The organism is Peptococcaceae bacterium 1198_IL3148, assembly GCA_036763105.1.
GTDB lineage: Bacteria > Bacillota > Desulfotomaculia > Desulfotomaculales > Desulfohalotomaculaceae > JBAIYS01.
In genome coordinates, this window is sequence record JBAIYS010000003.1 from 1 (window position 1) to 16,918 (window position 16,918).

General features: G+C 42.4%; 17 protein-coding genes. 16 read left to right on the forward strand and 1 reads right to left on the reverse strand.

The window, feature by feature from the left end; all coding sequences use genetic code 11:
* The first annotated feature begins 136 nt into the window (after positions 1-136).
* From V6C27_03770 to V6C27_03840, 15 genes are all read left to right on the forward strand, one after another.
* A complete protein-coding gene (locus tag V6C27_03770) occupies positions 137-520 on the forward strand; it encodes a 4Fe-4S binding protein (GenBank protein ID MEG6615544.1) in 384 nt (127 codons plus the stop codon).
* A 31-nt stretch (positions 521-551) separates the two neighbouring features.
* Positions 552-2,687 (forward strand): aldehyde ferredoxin oxidoreductase C-terminal domain-containing protein, encoded by a 2,136-nt coding sequence (locus tag V6C27_03775; GenBank protein MEG6615545.1) that lies wholly within the window; start codon positions 552-554, stop codon positions 2,685-2,687.
* A gap of 12 nt (positions 2,688-2,699) precedes the next feature.
* Positions 2,700-2,897: a sulfur carrier protein ThiS gene (gene thiS / locus V6C27_03780; protein ID MEG6615546.1), complete on the forward strand. Its 198-nt coding sequence runs from the start codon at positions 2,700-2,702 to the stop codon at positions 2,895-2,897.
* A gap of 228 nt (positions 2,898-3,125) precedes the next feature.
* Positions 3,126-3,350: a 4Fe-4S binding protein gene (locus V6C27_03785; protein MEG6615547.1), complete on the forward strand. Its 225-nt coding sequence runs from the start codon at positions 3,126-3,128 to the stop codon at positions 3,348-3,350.
* Complete coding sequence (locus tag V6C27_03790; protein MEG6615548.1) at positions 3,350-4,480, forward strand: 2-oxoacid:acceptor oxidoreductase subunit alpha; 1,131 nt, start codon at positions 3,350-3,352, stop codon at positions 4,478-4,480. Before V6C27_03785 ends, V6C27_03790 begins: the two co-directional genes overlap by 1 nt.
* Position 4,481: 1 nt before the next feature.
* The gene (locus tag V6C27_03795; GenBank protein ID MEG6615549.1) at positions 4,482-5,306 is read left to right on the forward strand and encodes a 2-oxoacid:ferredoxin oxidoreductase subunit beta; all 825 of its coding nucleotides are present in this window, start codon (positions 4,482-4,484) and stop codon (positions 5,304-5,306) included.
* 1 nt (position 5,307) lies between these two features.
* Positions 5,308-5,880, forward strand: a complete 573-nt coding sequence (locus V6C27_03800; GenBank protein MEG6615550.1) for a 2-oxoacid:acceptor oxidoreductase family protein — start codon at positions 5,308-5,310, stop codon at positions 5,878-5,880.
* Positions 5,881-6,041: 161 nt separating this feature from the next.
* Positions 6,042-7,229, forward strand: a complete 1,188-nt coding sequence (locus V6C27_03805; GenBank protein ID MEG6615551.1) for a methyl-accepting chemotaxis protein — start codon at positions 6,042-6,044, stop codon at positions 7,227-7,229.
* A gap of 86 nt (positions 7,230-7,315) precedes the next feature.
* Positions 7,316-8,722 (forward strand): HEAT repeat domain-containing protein, encoded by a 1,407-nt coding sequence (locus V6C27_03810; GenBank protein MEG6615552.1) that lies wholly within the window; start codon positions 7,316-7,318, stop codon positions 8,720-8,722.
* Positions 8,723-8,823: 101 nt separating this feature from the next.
* Positions 8,824-9,747, forward strand: a complete 924-nt coding sequence (gene trxB, locus V6C27_03815) for a thioredoxin-disulfide reductase (GenBank protein ID MEG6615553.1) — start codon at positions 8,824-8,826, stop codon at positions 9,745-9,747.
* Between the two features lie 249 nt (positions 9,748-9,996).
* Positions 9,997-11,142, forward strand: a complete 1,146-nt coding sequence (gene sucC / locus V6C27_03820) for an ADP-forming succinate--CoA ligase subunit beta (protein ID MEG6615554.1) — start codon at positions 9,997-9,999, stop codon at positions 11,140-11,142.
* On the forward strand, positions 11,123-11,986 hold the full coding sequence (gene sucD, locus V6C27_03825; GenBank protein MEG6615555.1) for a succinate--CoA ligase subunit alpha: 864 nt from the start codon (positions 11,123-11,125) through the stop codon (positions 11,984-11,986). The genes sucC and sucD overlap by 20 nt, the downstream gene beginning before the upstream one ends.
* A 43-nt stretch (positions 11,987-12,029) precedes the next feature.
* The gene (locus tag V6C27_03830; GenBank protein ID MEG6615556.1) at positions 12,030-12,182 is read left to right on the forward strand and encodes a hypothetical protein; all 153 of its coding nucleotides are present in this window, start codon (positions 12,030-12,032) and stop codon (positions 12,180-12,182) included.
* A gap of 101 nt (positions 12,183-12,283) precedes the next feature.
* Complete coding sequence (locus V6C27_03835) at positions 12,284-13,678, forward strand: MFS transporter (protein ID MEG6615557.1); 1,395 nt, start codon at positions 12,284-12,286, stop codon at positions 13,676-13,678.
* Between the two features lie 205 nt (positions 13,679-13,883).
* A complete protein-coding gene (locus V6C27_03840) occupies positions 13,884-14,813 on the forward strand; it encodes a bile acid:sodium symporter family protein (GenBank protein ID MEG6615558.1) in 930 nt (309 codons plus the stop codon).
* 162 nt (positions 14,814-14,975) lie between these two features.
* Here V6C27_03840 and ychF read toward each other — a convergent pair whose 3' ends face one another.
* Positions 14,976-16,079, reverse strand: coding sequence for a redox-regulated ATPase YchF (ychF, locus tag V6C27_03845; GenBank protein ID MEG6615559.1), 1,104 nt, complete (start codon positions 16,077-16,079; stop codon positions 14,976-14,978).
* A gap of 147 nt (positions 16,080-16,226) precedes the next feature.
* Here ychF and V6C27_03850 point away from each other — a divergent pair, with 147 nt between their 5' ends.
* The gene (locus tag V6C27_03850) at positions 16,227-16,916 is read left to right on the forward strand and encodes a metal-dependent hydrolase (GenBank protein ID MEG6615560.1); all 690 of its coding nucleotides are present in this window, start codon (positions 16,227-16,229) and stop codon (positions 16,914-16,916) included.
* The last annotated feature ends 2 nt before the right edge of the window (positions 16,917-16,918 follow it).

Consider the following 16,918-nt stretch of genomic DNA (forward strand, 5'->3'; position numbering starts at 1 on the left):
TGGTATAAGGTTTTCTATCCATAATTATACAATGTTGAAAAATATACCCATAATGCTTGTTTTTGAAAATGTGTAATTCTAAGAAATACAGAGATATTTTAAGAAAACGTTAGATTATAGAGGGAGGGTGACAGTATTGAAAAAATTAGCTAAAGATGAGTCTATGTGCATAGCCTGTCACAACTGTGAACAGGTTTGCTCAACAACCTATTTTAAGGTTGAGAACAGTGCATTGGCTGCCATCAGAGTGTGGGATTCAGGTAATGCTGATGTTAAGTTAATCACCTGCACCCAGTGCGGAGAATGTATTGATATTTGTCCTGCCGAAGCAATTTATCGTGATAATAAAGGGGTAGTTAGAATTAAAAAGGCCCGGTGCGTAGGGTGCTTTGCCTGTGTAGGCTTCTGTCCCGAGGCGGCGATGTTTCAACAGGGTGATAATATAGAACCTTTTAAATGTGTTGCCTGTGGTATTTGTGCTAAACAATGTCCCACAGGAGCAATATTTATAGAAGAATAGAGAAGATTAGATAAATTTAGGGGGCGTTTAAATGATAAGAAAGGTTTTGACAGAATTTTCATATGTGCCAGCAAAACTGGACAGAGGATATGTTAATAAAACATTATATATAAATGTTTCAGATTATAAGATCAGTGAAAAGCCAGTGACTGAAATGGTAAAGGAAAAGTTTATTGGCGGCAGAGGATTTGGGCTGTGGTACCTTTGGAACGCCGTTACTCCGGAAACAAAGTGGGACGACTCGGAAAATGAAATCATTGTTTCGCCGGGACCCGTTGGCGGTATTACCCAGTACCCGGGGGCAGGTAAATCTTTGGTGGTCAGTTTATCCCCCACCACCGGTACGGTGGTGGACAGCAACGTGGGAGGGCACTTTGGCCCGTTGTTGAAGTTTTCTGGCTGGGATGCCTTAGAGGTGCAAGGGAAATCAGAGCAGGATGTGGTGATTTTTATCGATGGCAATGCCGGGTTGGTTAGAATTGAATCCTTGCCGGAGCTGGCTAATGACAGTCATTTGCTGGTTGAACAGTTGACGGATTACTATGCCTGTAATGAGGAGGATAAAAGAAGCATCTCAATAATTTCTGCCGGATCTGCGGCCGATCATACGTTAATTGGTATGTTGAACTTCTCTTTTTATGATTCCCGGAGGAAGGCCATCCGCTTAAAACAAGCCGGCCGCGGTGGCATCGGTTCGGTTTTAAGAAACAAGCATATCAAAGCCATTGTGGTTAAGTTTGCCGGTGTAAAAGGCAACCTGAATAACCCGGCAGATTTTAATAAGATTGCTAAGACCGGTATTAAGTTGCACAAAGAAATAAAAAATGGCGACGACAAGCAATGCCAGATGAGAGTCCGAGGCACCACTTATTTGGTCAAAATAATGAACGACTACGATCTGTTGCCCACTTATAATTTTAAGTATGGTTCCCACAGTGACGGTGAAAAAATCACAGCCCCCCATTGGGTGGAGCGCTTTGACTTGGGTAAGGCTGACGGTTGCTGGTATGGCTGCACGTTGTCCTGTTGTAAAGTGGTGGGGGATTTTGTTTTAAAAACCGGTCCCTATCAAGGCCAAAGGGTTATTATGGATGCCCCAGAATATGAAACCATTGCCGGTGTAGGTTCAAATTGTGGCATTTTTGATATTGATTACATTATGGAATGCAATTTTTATTGTGACACCTATGGTGTTGATACCATATCCTTTGGCACATTAACCGCATTCTTAATGGAGTGTTATGAGAATGGCATCCTAGATCAAGAAAAAACCGGTGGGTTAGAATTAAAATTTGGCAATGGTGTCGCGGTGTTAGAGTTGTTGCATCAAATGTCTAGGGGCGAGGGTTTTGGTAAAATTGCCGGTTTGGGTATTCGGAAATGTAAGGAATATTTTGTTAAAGAATACCACGCAGATATTGATTTTCTTAATGACATTGGCATGGAAGCCAAAGGAATGGAGTATGCTGAATATGTTAGCAAAGAGTCTTTGGTACAACAGGGAGGCTTTGGCTTAGCCAATAAAGGACCACAACATGATGAGGCCTGGTTGATTTTTATGGACATGGTTAACAACCAGTTGCCCACCTTTGAAGATAAAGCTGAAGCACTGCATTACTTCCCGATGTTCAGAACTTGGTTAGGATTGGTTGGGCTGTGTAAACTGCCTTGGAATGACATAGTACCTGAGGATAATAATCGCACCGCTGAGCCTAATAAAATACCTGAACATGTGCAAAACTATGTAGATTTATTTAACGCTATGACCGGACGCAACATAGACATAGATGAAATGTTGCGACAATCAGAACGGGTTTATAACTTCCAAAGGGTGTTTAACCTAAAAATGGGCTTTGGCACCAGAGAGCATGACAGTATACCCTACCGCTCTGTGGGCCCGGTCACTGTGGAAGAATATCAATCCAGGCAGGATAGATACGATAACCAATTAGTAGAACTATTGGCCTATAATCCAGAGGGCAAGTCAACGGCAGATAAGTTGCAAGTGTTAAGAAATTATCGTGAAGGACAATACCAAAAGTTAATTGATGCTGTCTACCAACGGCGGGGCTGGACTGAACAGGGTATCCCCAAAATAGAAACCTTACAAGCACTGGGGATAGATTTACCGGAAGTAATAGCGGTGGTCAAAAAACACCTAGCTTAGGAGTATCATCAAATGATCAAGGTTAATGGAAGACAGTTCCCATGGGAAGAAAATCTGACCATAAAAAAGCTGTTAGAGAAAAAGAATTATACTTTTCCCAATCTAGTTGTCAAAATTAATGAAAAGGTGATTGACCCTGAAAACTTTGAGGTTGCCGTCATCGCCGATGGCGATGATGTGAAAGTTATTCATTTAATCACAGGGGGTTAAGACCCGAGGGCAAACGTATGCAGTAACGCGTTTGCCCATTATTTTTATAATTTCAAACCAATCAATTGTGTTGGCAAATTTCTAAATATTCAATAAAATTACGCAGGAAAATGCAAAGAATGCGAGAATAAATAATAGCAAGCTATTGGGTTTTATGCACGTTAATTTTTAAAATGAATAACTTAGTATAAAATTACTTCTACTCATTTAACAAGGGAGAGGTGACTGATGTTGCAAGGGCAAATGGTACCCAAAATTAAAACAACAGTGGTCGCGGTGAATCATACTTGGTGCAAAAAATGTGGTATTTGTGTGTCTTTCTGTAGCAAAGGTGTGTTGGTGCAACGGGATAACAACAAAATTTATGTAGAAAATCCAGAAAATTGCGTAGGTTGCAACTTGTGTGTCAATTTGTGCCCGGATTATGCCATTAGTCTGGAGGTGATGGAATAATGACGGAACCCAGATTGTTGCAGGGAAATGAGGCTTGTGCCGAAGGGGCATTGGCCGCTGGGTTGTCATTTTATGCCGGCTACCCCATAACACCCTCCACGGAAATTACTGAGCTGCTGTCTCGCAAGCTACCAATGCTCGGAGGCAAATTTATTCAAATGGAGGATGAATTAGCCAGTATGGCGGCGGTGATTGGAGCGTCATTAACCGGTGCAAAAGCCATGACTGCCACCAGCGGTCCGGGATTTACACTAAAACAAGAAAATATTGGTTTTGCTGCCATGGCCGAGGTGCCCTGCGTAATTGTCGATGTGCAACGCCTCGGACCCAGCACCGGGGTAGCCACTGCTCCGGCCCAAGGGGATGTGATGCAGGCCCGGTGGGGCACCCATGGTGACCACCCCATTATTGTTTATTCGCCAGCAACGGTTAAAGAATGTTATACCCTGACAATGCGTGCTTTTAATATGGCTGAACGATTTAGAGTGCCGGTGATTATGTTAATGGATGAAGTGGTGGGGCATATGCGCGAGCGGGTAGAATTGCCAGAGATTGATCAAACAACGATAATTAATCGACCAACGCCCTCCGTTGAACCCCATCGCTACAAAGCATATCAAGATACCGAAACCCATGTACCGCCCATGGCTTGTTTTGGTGATGGTTACCGCTATCATGTAACCGGTTTAATCCATGATGAAAATGGTTTTGCCACCGAGAATCCGGAAATAGTTGGTAGGCAGTTGCAAAGATTACATAATAAAATAAACCATCATCGCTCAGAGATAGTGGATTGGGAATCATTAAATACTGACGATGCAGAGGTTATATTAGTTACCTTTGGGGGCACTGCCCGGGCGGCCACAAAGGCAATGCGTTTAGCCAGGCAGGAGGGAATGAAGGTTGGCATCTTTAGACCCATCAGCATCTGGCCTTTCCCCGAAGAGCAACTCAATCTACTGGCTGACAAAAAAGTTAAGTTGGTGGTGCCAGAAATGAACTTTGGTCAACTGGTACATGAAATTGAACGGATAGTAAGGGGAAGGTGTCCGGTATATCCTGTAAACCAAGTCAATGGTGAATTAATTAAACCTGATTATATTTTGAATAAAGTCAGGGAGGTGTATTAAAATGTTGCCGGAGATAGAACAATATTTTCGCATAGAAAAACTGCCCCATATGTGGTGCCCGGGCTGCGGCAATGGCATTATTTTGCATTCGTTAATCAATGCCATCTCTGCCCTTGGTTTGAACCAAGACCAGACCACCATAGTATCAGGCATCGGTTGTGCCTCTAGAGCTGCAGGTTATCTTGATTTTGATACTCTGCACACAACCCATGGTCGGGCATTGGCCTTTGCCACTGGTATTAAACTGGCAAAACCTGCATTAAATGTTTTTGTATTAATGGGGGATGGAGATTGCACCGCCATCGGCGGCAATCATTTTATACATGCAGCCCGCCGGAACATTAATCTTACTGCCATTGTATTTAATAATAATATCTATGGTATGACCGGTGGTCAATATTCGCCGATGACACCCCACAACAAAAGGGCAACCACCGCATCCTTTGGCAACATTGATCGCCCCTTTGATTTAGCAGAACTGGCCAAAGGTGCCGGGGCTACTTATGTTGCCCGGGCCACCACCTACCATACCAAATTGTTAACCAACCTAATTATGGAAGGGTATAAAAATAAAGGTTTTTCTGTGGTGGAGGTGATAACCGCTTGCCCCACAGCATATGGCAGATATAATAAATTGGGGTCACCAGCAGATATGCTTAAGGCACAAAGGGAAAACACAGTCAATGTGAAGAGCATGCTAGCCAACGGTGGCACTGTGCCTGCAGGAAAAATACCCATTGGAGAGCTCTACCGGGCTGAGGAGCCGGAATATATAGAAGAATACAGGAAATTGGTAGAGGCGTTACAAATGAAAGGTGGGAAGTGAAATGGAGCAGACCTGGGAAGTGCGTTTAAGTGGTTCCGGAGGTCAAGGGCTAATATTGGCTGGTATAATATTAGCTGAGGCCGGAATCCTAGAGGGGAAAAATGTGGTTCAAACCCAATCCTACGGTCCGGCAGCCCGTGGCGGCGCCAGTAAAGCAGAGGTTATTATTAGTGACCAAGAAATTGACTATCCTAAAGTAGAAACCGCCGATGTTTTATTAGCTCTTAATCAGGAGTCCTGCACCAAATTCATGGGGAGTATAAAAAGTGACGGCTTGGCCATCATCGACTCATCCTTGGTTGAAGATGTTCCTGCCAGCACTTGCCAAATCTACCCCATGCCCATCACAAAACTTGCCCGCGAAGAAATTGGTCGGGAATTGGTGGCCAATATTGTCGCCTTGGGTGCGCTGGTGGGCCTCACCGGCGTAGTGTCTATCCAAACCGTTACTAAAGCAGTAATGGCTAGGGTGCCCAAAGGGACTGAAGAGTTAAACAGTAAAGCATTGCAGTTGGGATTTAGATTAGCCGAAGAAGCCCGCGCGGTTAAAGAGCAGGTTTCAAAAATAGTATAGGTAGAGCTGCTTACTGCGCCTAAAGGCGCAAATTTTTTTAATAATAATTTAATGATTATTATATATATTACAGTGATTATTAATAGTATAATGAAATATAGCACATTTAATAGAATTCTAGCATGATTTGTAAAAAATGATGCTAAAGGAGAGGGTTACCATTGTTATCTTTGTTTCGTTCAACTCCAGATTCTGAAAACCTTAGCAATTGTCATCAGGATTTTTATGCAGCTTTAACGAATTTTTCTTTAGCCCATACTGAATTAATGGCTTTTCAATCAAGGCTGCGAGTACAAGAAGTTGCCAGCCAAGCATCGGATTTAGCTGCCACCAGTGAACAAATGTCTGCCACCGCTGAAGAAGTCACTGCCTCCACAGAAGAAATAAGTGCTAAAATGCAACAATTGAAGGATGATTTTGCCAAAGAGATTAAAACCATAGATCAATTGTCGGAATTGGCAAATGAAGTGGAAAAGATATTAAATAGTATGGTGGAAAATGCCAGCGAACTAAATGATAAAATAAAAAAGATTGATGATATTAGTGAAAATGTATCCGATATCGCTGAACAAACCAATATGCTGTCATTAAACGCAGCAATTGAAGCTGCTCGGGCGGGACAAGCTGGCAGAGGTTTTTCGGTGGTGGCCGAAGAAGTGCGCAATTTATCCAGCCAAACCAAGGATGCTGTGGTGGAGGTTAAAGATATTTCTTATCAAGTTAACGAAAAAGCTGCCAACACCGGGGCAGCAGTATCCAGTGTTAAACATATCTTTGAAAAGTATCTACAAAGTTCTGCGGAAATTGCCGATAACATTAAAGAGGGATCGATACAGGTGGAGCATTCCGCTGAGATGGTTGAAAACATTGCCGATGCTATGCAACAACAGTCAGTGGCGGCGGAAAATCTGGCTCAGGTGGCTACGGGTATGGCAGCGGCCAGTGATTTTGGTGACTCCATTACCAATAATGCCAAGGAATTGTTCAATATTGTCAATCCACACTTAAAATTATCTAATAGCCAACGGATTATCTCAATATTGGCAGCTAGGTTAATTGATCATGCCAATTTTTTGCGCAGTACTATTAAAAAGGCTGGTTCCGGTGAGACCAGCGTAGATCATCACCAATGTGCCTTTGGCAAGTGGTATGATAAAAACAAAGACACATATCATCATTTAAAAGAATTCTCTGCTATAGACGAACCGCACCAAAGGGTACACGTTGCAGCAGCCAAACTTGTCCAACAAAGTTCAGTGGCAAATGCAGAATTATTGGTAACGGCTTCCACCGATATTTTGAGAACCTTTATTAATTTAATAAAAAGGTTGGAGAGTGATAACAAATAACCTAATGCCACAGATTGAATGTGGCATTTTTTATCCCTCTGTTATAACCCAAATATGTTAAAATTAGGGATATGGGGGTGAGCGTTTTGCAAGCCAATGCACAAAAATATTCAAAAGAAATCAAAACTCAGTTGTTTCAAGGGCTAGAGTGTTTGTTTTTGGATGAATGGGGTGGACCGAGAAGTGAGTTGGCCATCAATTATTTGCGCCAAAACGTCATTCCTCAATTGATCAACTGCCTGCTAATCAATCATCGTTATTTAGAAAACAATACCTTTATTGACATTTTAACAAATAAGCTGAATACTGAATTTGCCTATCCGCTCACCTTTGCCGAAGGCTTGGCGCCGGATGTCACCAAGGTGGCAATTAAGATATTGGGCCAACATCAAGATCGTCAATCTCACCCGTGGAAACCATGGGAAGATGTGCTGCGGATGATAACCGTTGGTCATACCATTAAAGACATTGCCGACAAAACCGCTTTTTCGGAGTCGTATATTGAGTCCTTTAGAAAAAGATATGTTAATTTTGCCAATTTGGCTGAAGGATTAAATGCCGATTTTGATTATTATGCCAAATTACCGCAATTAAAAAGTTATGGCAATCAACTGCTGAGATTTATGGTGGATTTTAATTCCCGCTTTAAAGTGTTTAAAAATTATTATGCCCGTCTACAGGCAGAACAGGTTATATTTGACTTTGAGTTGCCGTTAAATGTTGATGAACTATTACAATTTCTGGAGGGTATGTACTACAACGATAAACAATTCAATAGAGAAAAACTAATCAATCAGCTCGCCGCTTCAAAGGAAATGGGCACTGGTTTAAGCGGGTTATTTAGCAATCGCCAGCACTGGCAGATAAAGAATATTATTGATGAGTTGATAGAGAATCATTTGTTGGTACAAATAAACAATGGCGATGGTAAACTCTCTTTGTCTTCTAAAGCAGCCATGTTAATAGTACCCATTATATCGCCCCGCCTAGCCCAAGAAATTCTTGATTTACTAAACTCGCGGGATAGTGATCGCATATCCAGAAGTATAGCACTGGTGATAGGGAAAAACAGCAGCGTGGCGGTGCATGTAATTAAACAATTAACGGCCAGCAAAGACCCAGTGGTAATACTTTTTTTCAAAGCATTACATAGAAGAGTAAGCAAGCCGGTGCTTTTGGAGATTATATCAGCCTGTGCAGAGTTTGGCGGCAATGATGTGGTGGGTTTAATTACCAAGGCGTTACAACACCGTGACAGTATTGTAAGAGTTAAAGCTTGTCAAGCCATAGAAAAATTAGCTGATAAAGCATATTATTTTTACCTGATTGCTGCTTTGCATGATGACGTGCCCATTGTCAGGGAACATGTGGTGAAGGCATTAGCTGCATTAAATATGCCGTCGGCAATTCGCCATTTAGAAGAAATGCTTATTGCAGAGGAGAACATTACTGTACGCAGGTTAATCAAAGAAACCATCGCAAAATTTAAATAACTGTTGGCACAGATAACTGCCAACACTTGACTAGCAATTTTGTGAAATGAGATAATATAAAGAATTAAAATAAAAATATTACATAGGTGGTGCACTCAATTATGATAAATAAGGATTTGGTAATCATTGGTGGTGGTCCCGCGGGTTTAACTGCTGGTTTGTATGCAGCCCGGGCAGCCTTGGACACAGTGTTGATAGAAAGGGGGATGCCCGGTGGTCAGGCGGCTCAAACCGAACGAATTGAAAATTATTCAGGTTTTCCAGCAGGGATAGATGGTCCTGAGTTAGCAATGAAAATGGCTGAACAAGCACAACATTTTGGTTGTGAAATTGTTTACTCTGATGTTGAAAAGTTAGAACCACTGCAAGGGGGTTTTAAAATTACATATGGCGGCAATGAGATTTTAGCCAAAGCAGTGATTGTGGCCAGTGGAGCTAAACCAAAGTTTTTAGGCGTCAAAGGCGAAAGTGAATTTCATGGTCGAGGGGTATCCTATTGTGCCACCTGCGACGGAGCTTTTTTCCGTGATCGGGTGTTGGCAGTTGTTGGCGGCGGAGATGCTGCTGTGGAAGAGGCGATGTTTTTAACTAAATTTGCAGCTAAAGTTTATATAATACACCGACGTGGAGAATTGAGGGCCACTAAAATACTGCAGCAACGCGCCCTTAACAATCCCAAAATTGAGTTTGTTTGGCATTCGGTGGTGGAATCAGTATTGGGCGAACAAACGGTGAAGGGAGTGTTGATTAAAGATGTCCGCACCGATGAAAAGAAGGAACTGCCGGTGGATGGAGTGTTCGTGTATGTGGGTACCCAAGCTAATTCCGACTTGGTAAAGGATTTGGTGGAAACAGATAACAACGGTTACGTTATTGCTGGAGAAGATACCAGCACTGCTATACCAGGGCTTTATGTGGCTGGAGATTTGCGCAAAAAACAATTGCGCCAAGTTATTACCGCTGCCGCCGATGGCGCAGTGGCAGCTACCCAAGTTGAAAAGTATCTCGCATCCATGGAAGAGTAGTACAAAAAAATCGTGCTGTGTCTATTGATACAGCACGATAAGGGAGAGGAGATTGAGATTGTTATAAAACATTAGTACTATTATAACCATTGGCGCTAAAACTTACACTAAAATATTAAGAGAATATCAGATAGGCACTCAGCAGAAGTAACCATGTATGGTAACTTCTGCTTTAATTTTGCTCAGAAAAGAGGGATTAGTTCAAAAATATAGAATAATGAGAAAAATACAATAAGAAGGGGCGTATTTATGAAACTATTTGAGCACATGGGCAAAGAATTATTTCGTAAATATAACATCCCGGTACCGGAAGGAAAGGTCTTTGATAACCTCGATCATTTAGAAGAATATGTTGCCAACCTCGGTGCAGTAATAATAAAATCTCAGGTGCTTTCTGGGGGACGGGGTAAAGCCGGTGGCATTAGATTTGCAAAAAACCCATTAGATGCTAAATCAGCCGCTGAAGAGTTATTGCAAACAATTGTTAAAGGCTATCCAGTAAAAGCAGTTCTGGTGGAAAAAAGGTTGGATATTGATCAAGAAATATATTTGGCAATCACAGTGGACGGATCAGCAAAAAAACCTGTAATTATTGCCTCGGCCAGCGGTGGTATGGACATAGAAGAGGTGGCAGAAGATCAAATTATAAAAAAATATGTGGATGTTCACATTGGCATCCAACCCTATGTTGGCAGAGAAATAGCCCGCAGACTGGGTCTGCAGGGCAATTATCTTAAACAGTTTGCCAGCTTGTTAGTTAACATGTATCAACTGTTTAGAAGTTATGATTGTGAACTGGTGGAAATTAATCCCTTGGTAATTTGCCATGATCAATTGATTGCTGCTGACGCCAAAGTGACAGTGGATGATGAAGCGGTGTTTCGTTATCAACCTGGTATGCCCATGGTGGATGAGCGCAGTGAACGGGAGAAAAAAGCACACCAACTGGGCATTTCCTATGTTGAATTGGATGGGGATATTGCTGTAATGGCCAATGGTGCTGGTATTACCATGGCGACACTGGATATTTTACACCATTATGGTGGTAAACCACGGAACTTCATGGATGCTGGCGGTGGCGCCAGTACTGAGACCACCGCTAAGGCATTGGAGATTTTACTATCAACCAAGCCAAAAGCGATATTAGCCAATATTTTTGGTGGCATTACCCGCTGCAATGATGTGGCCAATGCCTTTAAACAAGTAAGCGAACAACTGGGAATTCCAGTTCCGCTGGTAATACGATTGGTGGGTACCAATGAACAGGCCGGCCTAGATATTCTTAAGCAACAGGGAATAGCCAGTTTCCGCACGGTACATGAAGCAGTTGCTAAAGTGGTGGAATTGGCTGCTGCCGGTGAGGAGGAACTAACAAATGGCAATAATAATCAATAAAGATACTAAAGTTTTGGTGCAAGGAATAACTGGACGCCAAGGCAGTTTTCATACCGAGCAAATGATTCACTATGGTACCCAAATAGTGGCCGGGGTGACGCCGGGAAAATATGGACAGAGTGTTAATGGTGTTCCGGTTTACGACACAGTGACGGCGGCCGTGGAACGTCATGATGTAGATGCTACAATAATTTTCATTCCCGCACCGGGAGTTAAAGATGCTGCTTTAGAGGCAATGGATGTCGGGCTTAAAACCATGGTGATTATTACAGAGCATGTGCCGTTGCACGATGAGTTGGACATAATGGCCCAGGCTGAAAAAAAACAGGTAACCATTATTGGCCCTAATACCTTCGGCATTATTTCCCCTGGGCAATCTAAAATGGGAATTATGCCCAACAGTATTTACCAACCGGGGCCGGTGGGAGTCGTTGCCCGCAGTGGTACATTAAGTTATGAGATTGCGTTCGGCTTGACCAATGCTGGTTTGGGACAATCAACGGTAATCGGACTAGGTGGAGATCGGGTAGTTGGATTATCCTTTACTGATGTTTTAAAGATGATGGAGCAGGACCGAGGGACTAAAGCAGTGGTTCTAGTGGGGGAAATTGGCGGTAATGCAGAGGAGGAAGCGGCAAAGTATATTGCCACTATGACAAAGCCAGTGGTGGCCTTCATTGCCGGCCACAGTGCACCGCCAGGAAAGCGCATGGGGCACGCCGGAGCAATCATTGAACGGGGGCATGGCACCTTTGAAAACAAAGTGCAAGCATTGACCGCTGCTGGCGCCAAAGTAGCTAATCTTCCTTGGGAAGTACCTGAGTTGCTGCAAAAGATGTTATAATAACAACTGTCAGTGAATAGAACAGGTAATAAGGAGGAGTATGATGGAATTAGTATTTATAATAGTGGGGTTACTGTTTGCTTTAACTTTGGCTTATAAATTAATTAAGGGTGCCGTTGGTTTAGTTATCAGATTAGCCATTATTGGCACGGGGCTGTGGGCCTTGTATCACTTTAAACCTGACATATTTGGTTAATTAGAAGAGAGTTTCAGAATGCCATTTTTGGGCTTTCGGAAACTCTTGTTACTTTGTTCTTTAAACTGGACTAATAAATAAATGATAGGTTGGGGTATGTGATGAAAGAAAACAAAGAACTGCAAAAATATGCACTACTAGCTGCTATGATGGCATCATTTTTAACGCCTTTCATGGGTAGCGCAGTTAACTTGGCTATTCCGGCCATTGGAGAAGAATTTGGCAGTGGCACCATGATGTTAAGCTGGGTAGTAACCAGCTATATTTTATTATCAGCGGCTTTTTTAGTGCCCTTTGGTAGACTAGCCGATATTGTTGGTCGCAAAAAGATATTTATGTTAGGCATTGCTTTATTCAGCCTATCAGCAATATTGTGTGGACTGGCTTGGTCAGTTAACATATTGATTTTATTTCGAGTAATGCAAGGTGTTGGCAGTTCAATGATCTTTGGTACCGGCATGGCAATTCTCACGTCTGTGTATCCACCCCAAGAGCGCGGGAAAATATTGGGTATGAACGTCGCAATTGTTTATGTTGGCCTGTCATTAGGTCCGGTACTTGGCGGAGCTTTGGTTCACAATCTTGGTTGGCACTCAATTTTTTATTTTAGTGCTGCCGTCAGCCTTGTGGCCTTAATAATTACAGTGGCTAAACTAAAGGGCGAATGGGCTGGCGCCAAGGGAGAAAACTATGATCTAATGGGGGCAGTGTTATATTCACTGGGGTTAGTGGTTTTCATGTACGGAATATCAACCTTTAACACAGTATACTGGGCTAAATACGCCACTGTTTTCGGGTTGGTTATACTGGTGATCTTTGTTAAATACGAAATGTATGTGCAACACCCAGTTTTAAAATTGAGTTTGTTTAGCAAAAATATTGCCTTTGCCTTTTCTAATTTAGCAGCACTAATTAATTACAGTGCCACCTTTGCAGTGGGTTTCTTACTGTCACTTTATTTACAGTTGGTGGTGGGCTATAACTCGCAAATATCAGGTTTTATTTTGCTTTCACAACCAATTATTATGGCGGTTTTATCACCCTTTGCCGGCAAATTATCTGACCGCATTGAACCGAGAATTGTGGCCTCCTGGGGCATGGCTTTATCAACGTTGGGCTTATTTGTGCTTTGCTTTATCAATGTGAATATGCCATTATGGTTGTTGGTTTTAAACCTAATGCTTTTAGGCACTGGGTTTGCACTATTTTCTTCACCGAACAACAACGCCGTTATGGGTTCAGTGGAAAAGAAATTTTATGGTGTAGCTTCGTCGACTTTGGGTACCATGAGGTTAGTGGGTCAAGCTGTCAGTATGGCCATAGTGACCATGATACTATCATTTATTGTGGGTAATGTAGAGGTAAGTGCTGCTAATCCGGAGTTGTTGGTTAAAGCCACAAGACTATCCTTCGTTATCTTCACTGTGATTTGCTTTGCCGGTATATTTGCCTCTCTGGCCAGGGGCAATGTCAATAATTTGGCTAAACCGCACTAGCTTGTTAACCACTGGACCGCCATGGCGAATTAGATATGCTCCCTGTCAAGTGGGCAATGGAATAGTAAAAACCTTTGACACCAACTAACTACTATGGTTGGTGTCATTTTTATATACTGAATTGTAAAATTATCGCTGCAAAATTGCTAAGTTGATAAAAATTTAATAATATATAGAAGTATGTTAATTTTAGGAGGTCTTATGTGTGATCAACAGGTTTACCGAGCTGTTTCCCCTTTGGGCAATTTTGCTCTCCATTTTTGCTTACTTATTTCCACAAGTGTTTTTGCCCTTTGATAATACCATCACGCCACTACTGGGCTTAGTGATGTTTGGCATGGGCATAACTTTAACCATAGAAAATTTTCAATATGTGATTAAGAAACCAAAGGCCATTATAATTGGCACTATCTTGCAGTTTTTGTTGATGCCACTTTTGGCTTGGTTAATAGCGGGTTTTATGCATTTGCCTACCGAAATTGCCATTGGTTTAATACTGGTGGGGTGCTGTCCAGGCGGTACTGCTTCCAATGTTATTTGTTATTTGGCCCGCGGTGATTTAGCTTTGTCAATCACTTTGACATCAATTAGTACTTTACTGGCCACAATTATGACCCCGTTTTTGGCATGGCTTTACATTGGACAAACAATATCGGTACCGGTGGGGGCGATGTTGCTTGATATTGTAAAAATAGTAATCGTTCCAGTAATCATCGGTTTAACAATCAATAGTTTGGTGGGACAGTCTTTGGACAAGGTTAAAAAATTTTTCCCACTGCTTTCAATGATGGCTATTATTGTGATCATAGCCATTATTGTGGCTGTCAATAAAGATAATATCACCAACACTGGCGTGTTGGTGATGGTGGCGGTGATTATTCATAACCTTTTGGGATTAACAGCAGGCTACGGGCTTGCTAAATTATTGGCGTTGCGTGAACAGGATGCCCGGACAATTGCCATTGAAGTGGGGATGCAAAATTCCGGTTTGGGGGTGGCTCTGGCCATTAAATATTTTTATAGCGCTGCTGCGTTGCCGGGGGCGATATTTAGTATCTGGCATAATATTTCCGGATCCTTATTGGCAGCATATTTTTCAAAAAATAATAAAGAGGCTGTTGCAAAAAGCAAATAAGAGGCAACCTTTGTTCGTTCTCAGCCGGTGCCGGGTTTTTCAATTAACCTTTTATCTAACAAGCAAAGCAAAAGACACCTGGGTTTCGTTTTGTTTAATATTCAATAAAAAAGGGCTGTTGCAATGTTTTGCAACAGCCCTTTATAAATATAACTGATGTGGTTAGACATTGAATCTGAAGTGCATGATGTCGCCATCTTTGACCACATACTCTTTTCCTTCCAGGCGCAGCTTGCCGTTCTCTCTCACTTGGGCCATCGAGCCAGCGGCCATTAAATCCTCGTAGGCAACAACTTCTGCTCTAATAAAACCCCGTTCAAAGTCAGTGTGAATTACACCGGCTGCTTGGGGAGCTTTGGTACCCTTAGTAATGGTCCACGCCCTAACCTCCTGTACTCCCGCTGTAAAATAAGTAATTAGACCCAGCAGGCTGTAAGAGGCTTTGATTAACTTATCTAGACCGGATTCTTTTAAACCCAGTTCCTCCAAGAATAGCAGCTTTTCTTCCCCCTCTAACTCTACGATTTCTGATTCTAGTTTTGCTGAAACAGGAACCACAGTGGCACCCTCTTGGGAGGCATATTCTTTAACCCTTTGGACGTAGATATTATCATCAATGCCAGCAATATCATCTTCGCCAACATTAGTAACATAAATGACTGGCTTAATAGTTAACAGATGGAAATGTTTTAGCACTTGCCATTCTTCATCGCTATATTCAAGACTTCTGGCAGCTTTGCCATGGTTAAAGGCTTCGTCCTTTAACCTTTGAATTAAATCGTATTCAAACTTAGCATCCTTATCCCGGGATTTCAGCTTATTGGCTAAACGTTCTTGGCGGCGTTCCATGCTTTCCATGTCAGCCAACACCAGTTCCAAGTTGATTACTTCAATATCCCTGATTGGGTCAACGCCACCGGAAACGTGGGTGATATTATCATCGTCAAAGCAGCGCACAACATGGGCGATGGCATCCACCTCTCTAATATGGGATAAAAACTTATTGCCTAGGCCTTCGCCGCGACTGGCTCCTTCCACTAAGCCGGCGATGTCTACAAATTCAAAGGTGGTGGGTATAGTCTTTTTGGGTACAACCAATTCTGTGAGCTTGTCCAGTCGTTCGTCTGGCACCGTTACCACACCAACATTAGGGTCGATGGTGCAAAAGGGATAGTTGGCGGATTCCGCGCCAGCTTGGGTGATGGCATTAAAAAGAGTTGATTTACCAACATTAGGCAAACCAACAATGCCGCATTTTAAAGGCATCTATAGTCACTCCCTGTGTAAATTAACATTGCATACGTATTAAAGTATAGTGTTTAAAATACTAATTTGCAAGTGTTAGCTGCAGGATTATGGGTAATAATGGCAAATAGATATAATTTAACAAGAACATCAAAGGAGTGATTGTGGATGCAAATAACCTTTTTAGGTCATGCAGGTTTTCTACTGGAAAATGCAGGGATTAAAGTGGTGGTTGATCCTTTTATCACAGGCAATCCTCGGGCTAAGGTTAACGTAGGGGATTTAAAGGTTGATTATGTATTGATAACCCATGGTCATAATGACCACTTAGGAGATGCCATTCAAATAGCCAAGCAGTCGGAGGCGGTGGTAATAAGCGTTTTTGAAATTGCCAACTACTGTGCCCGTAATGGTTGCTGCGCTCATCAAATGCACATTGGCGGTAGCCACGATTTTGGCAATCTAAGAGTAAAATTAACCCAGGCGCTACACGGCAGTTCGCTGGGGGGCAATGATGGTCCCGCAGAGTATTTGGGTAATCCTTGCGGGTTTATAATCTCGCTGGGTGGCAAGACCGTTTATCATGCTGGTGATACCGGTTTATTTGGCGACATGAATCTGATCGGCAGTTTACATAAAATTGATGTGGCCCTATTACCCATTGGCGATAACTTCACCATGGGTATCGAAGACGCAGTGGTGGCGGTGAAGATGTTGAAACCCCGTGTTGCCATACCAATGCATTATAATACTTTTCCTTTAATTAACCAAAATCCAGAAACGTTTAAAAATCAAGTGGAGCAAAGTACCAGCACCAAAGTAACGCTATTGGAACCCAGTCAAACCTTAGATATCTAACA

Coding starts and splice junctions, on each gene's coding strand:
- V6C27_03775 (MEG6615545.1), top strand. CDS start 552: ATGATAAGAAAGGTTTTGACAGAATTTTCATATGTGCCAGCAAAACTG.
- thiS (MEG6615546.1), top strand. CDS start 2,700: ATGATCAAGGTTAATGGAAGACAGTTCCCATGGGAAGAAAATCTGACC.
- V6C27_03785 (MEG6615547.1), top strand. CDS start 3,126: ATGTTGCAAGGGCAAATGGTACCCAAAATTAAAACAACAGTGGTCGCG.
- V6C27_03790 (MEG6615548.1), top strand. CDS start 3,350: ATGACGGAACCCAGATTGTTGCAGGGAAATGAGGCTTGTGCCGAAGGG.
- V6C27_03795 (MEG6615549.1), top strand. CDS start 4,482: ATGTTGCCGGAGATAGAACAATATTTTCGCATAGAAAAACTGCCCCAT.
- V6C27_03800 (MEG6615550.1), top strand. CDS start 5,308: ATGGAGCAGACCTGGGAAGTGCGTTTAAGTGGTTCCGGAGGTCAAGGG.
- trxB (MEG6615553.1), top strand. CDS start 8,824: ATGATAAATAAGGATTTGGTAATCATTGGTGGTGGTCCCGCGGGTTTA.
- sucC (MEG6615554.1), top strand. CDS start 9,997: ATGAAACTATTTGAGCACATGGGCAAAGAATTATTTCGTAAATATAAC.
- sucD (MEG6615555.1), top strand. CDS start 11,123: ATGGCAATAATAATCAATAAAGATACTAAAGTTTTGGTGCAAGGAATA.
- V6C27_03830 (MEG6615556.1), top strand. CDS start 12,030: ATGGAATTAGTATTTATAATAGTGGGGTTACTGTTTGCTTTAACTTTG.
- V6C27_03835 (MEG6615557.1), top strand. CDS start 12,284: ATGAAAGAAAACAAAGAACTGCAAAAATATGCACTACTAGCTGCTATG.
- ychF (MEG6615559.1), bottom strand. CDS start 16,079: ATGCCTTTAAAATGCGGCATTGTTGGTTTGCCTAATGTTGGTAAATCA.
- V6C27_03850 (MEG6615560.1), top strand. CDS start 16,227: ATGCAAATAACCTTTTTAGGTCATGCAGGTTTTCTACTGGAAAATGCA.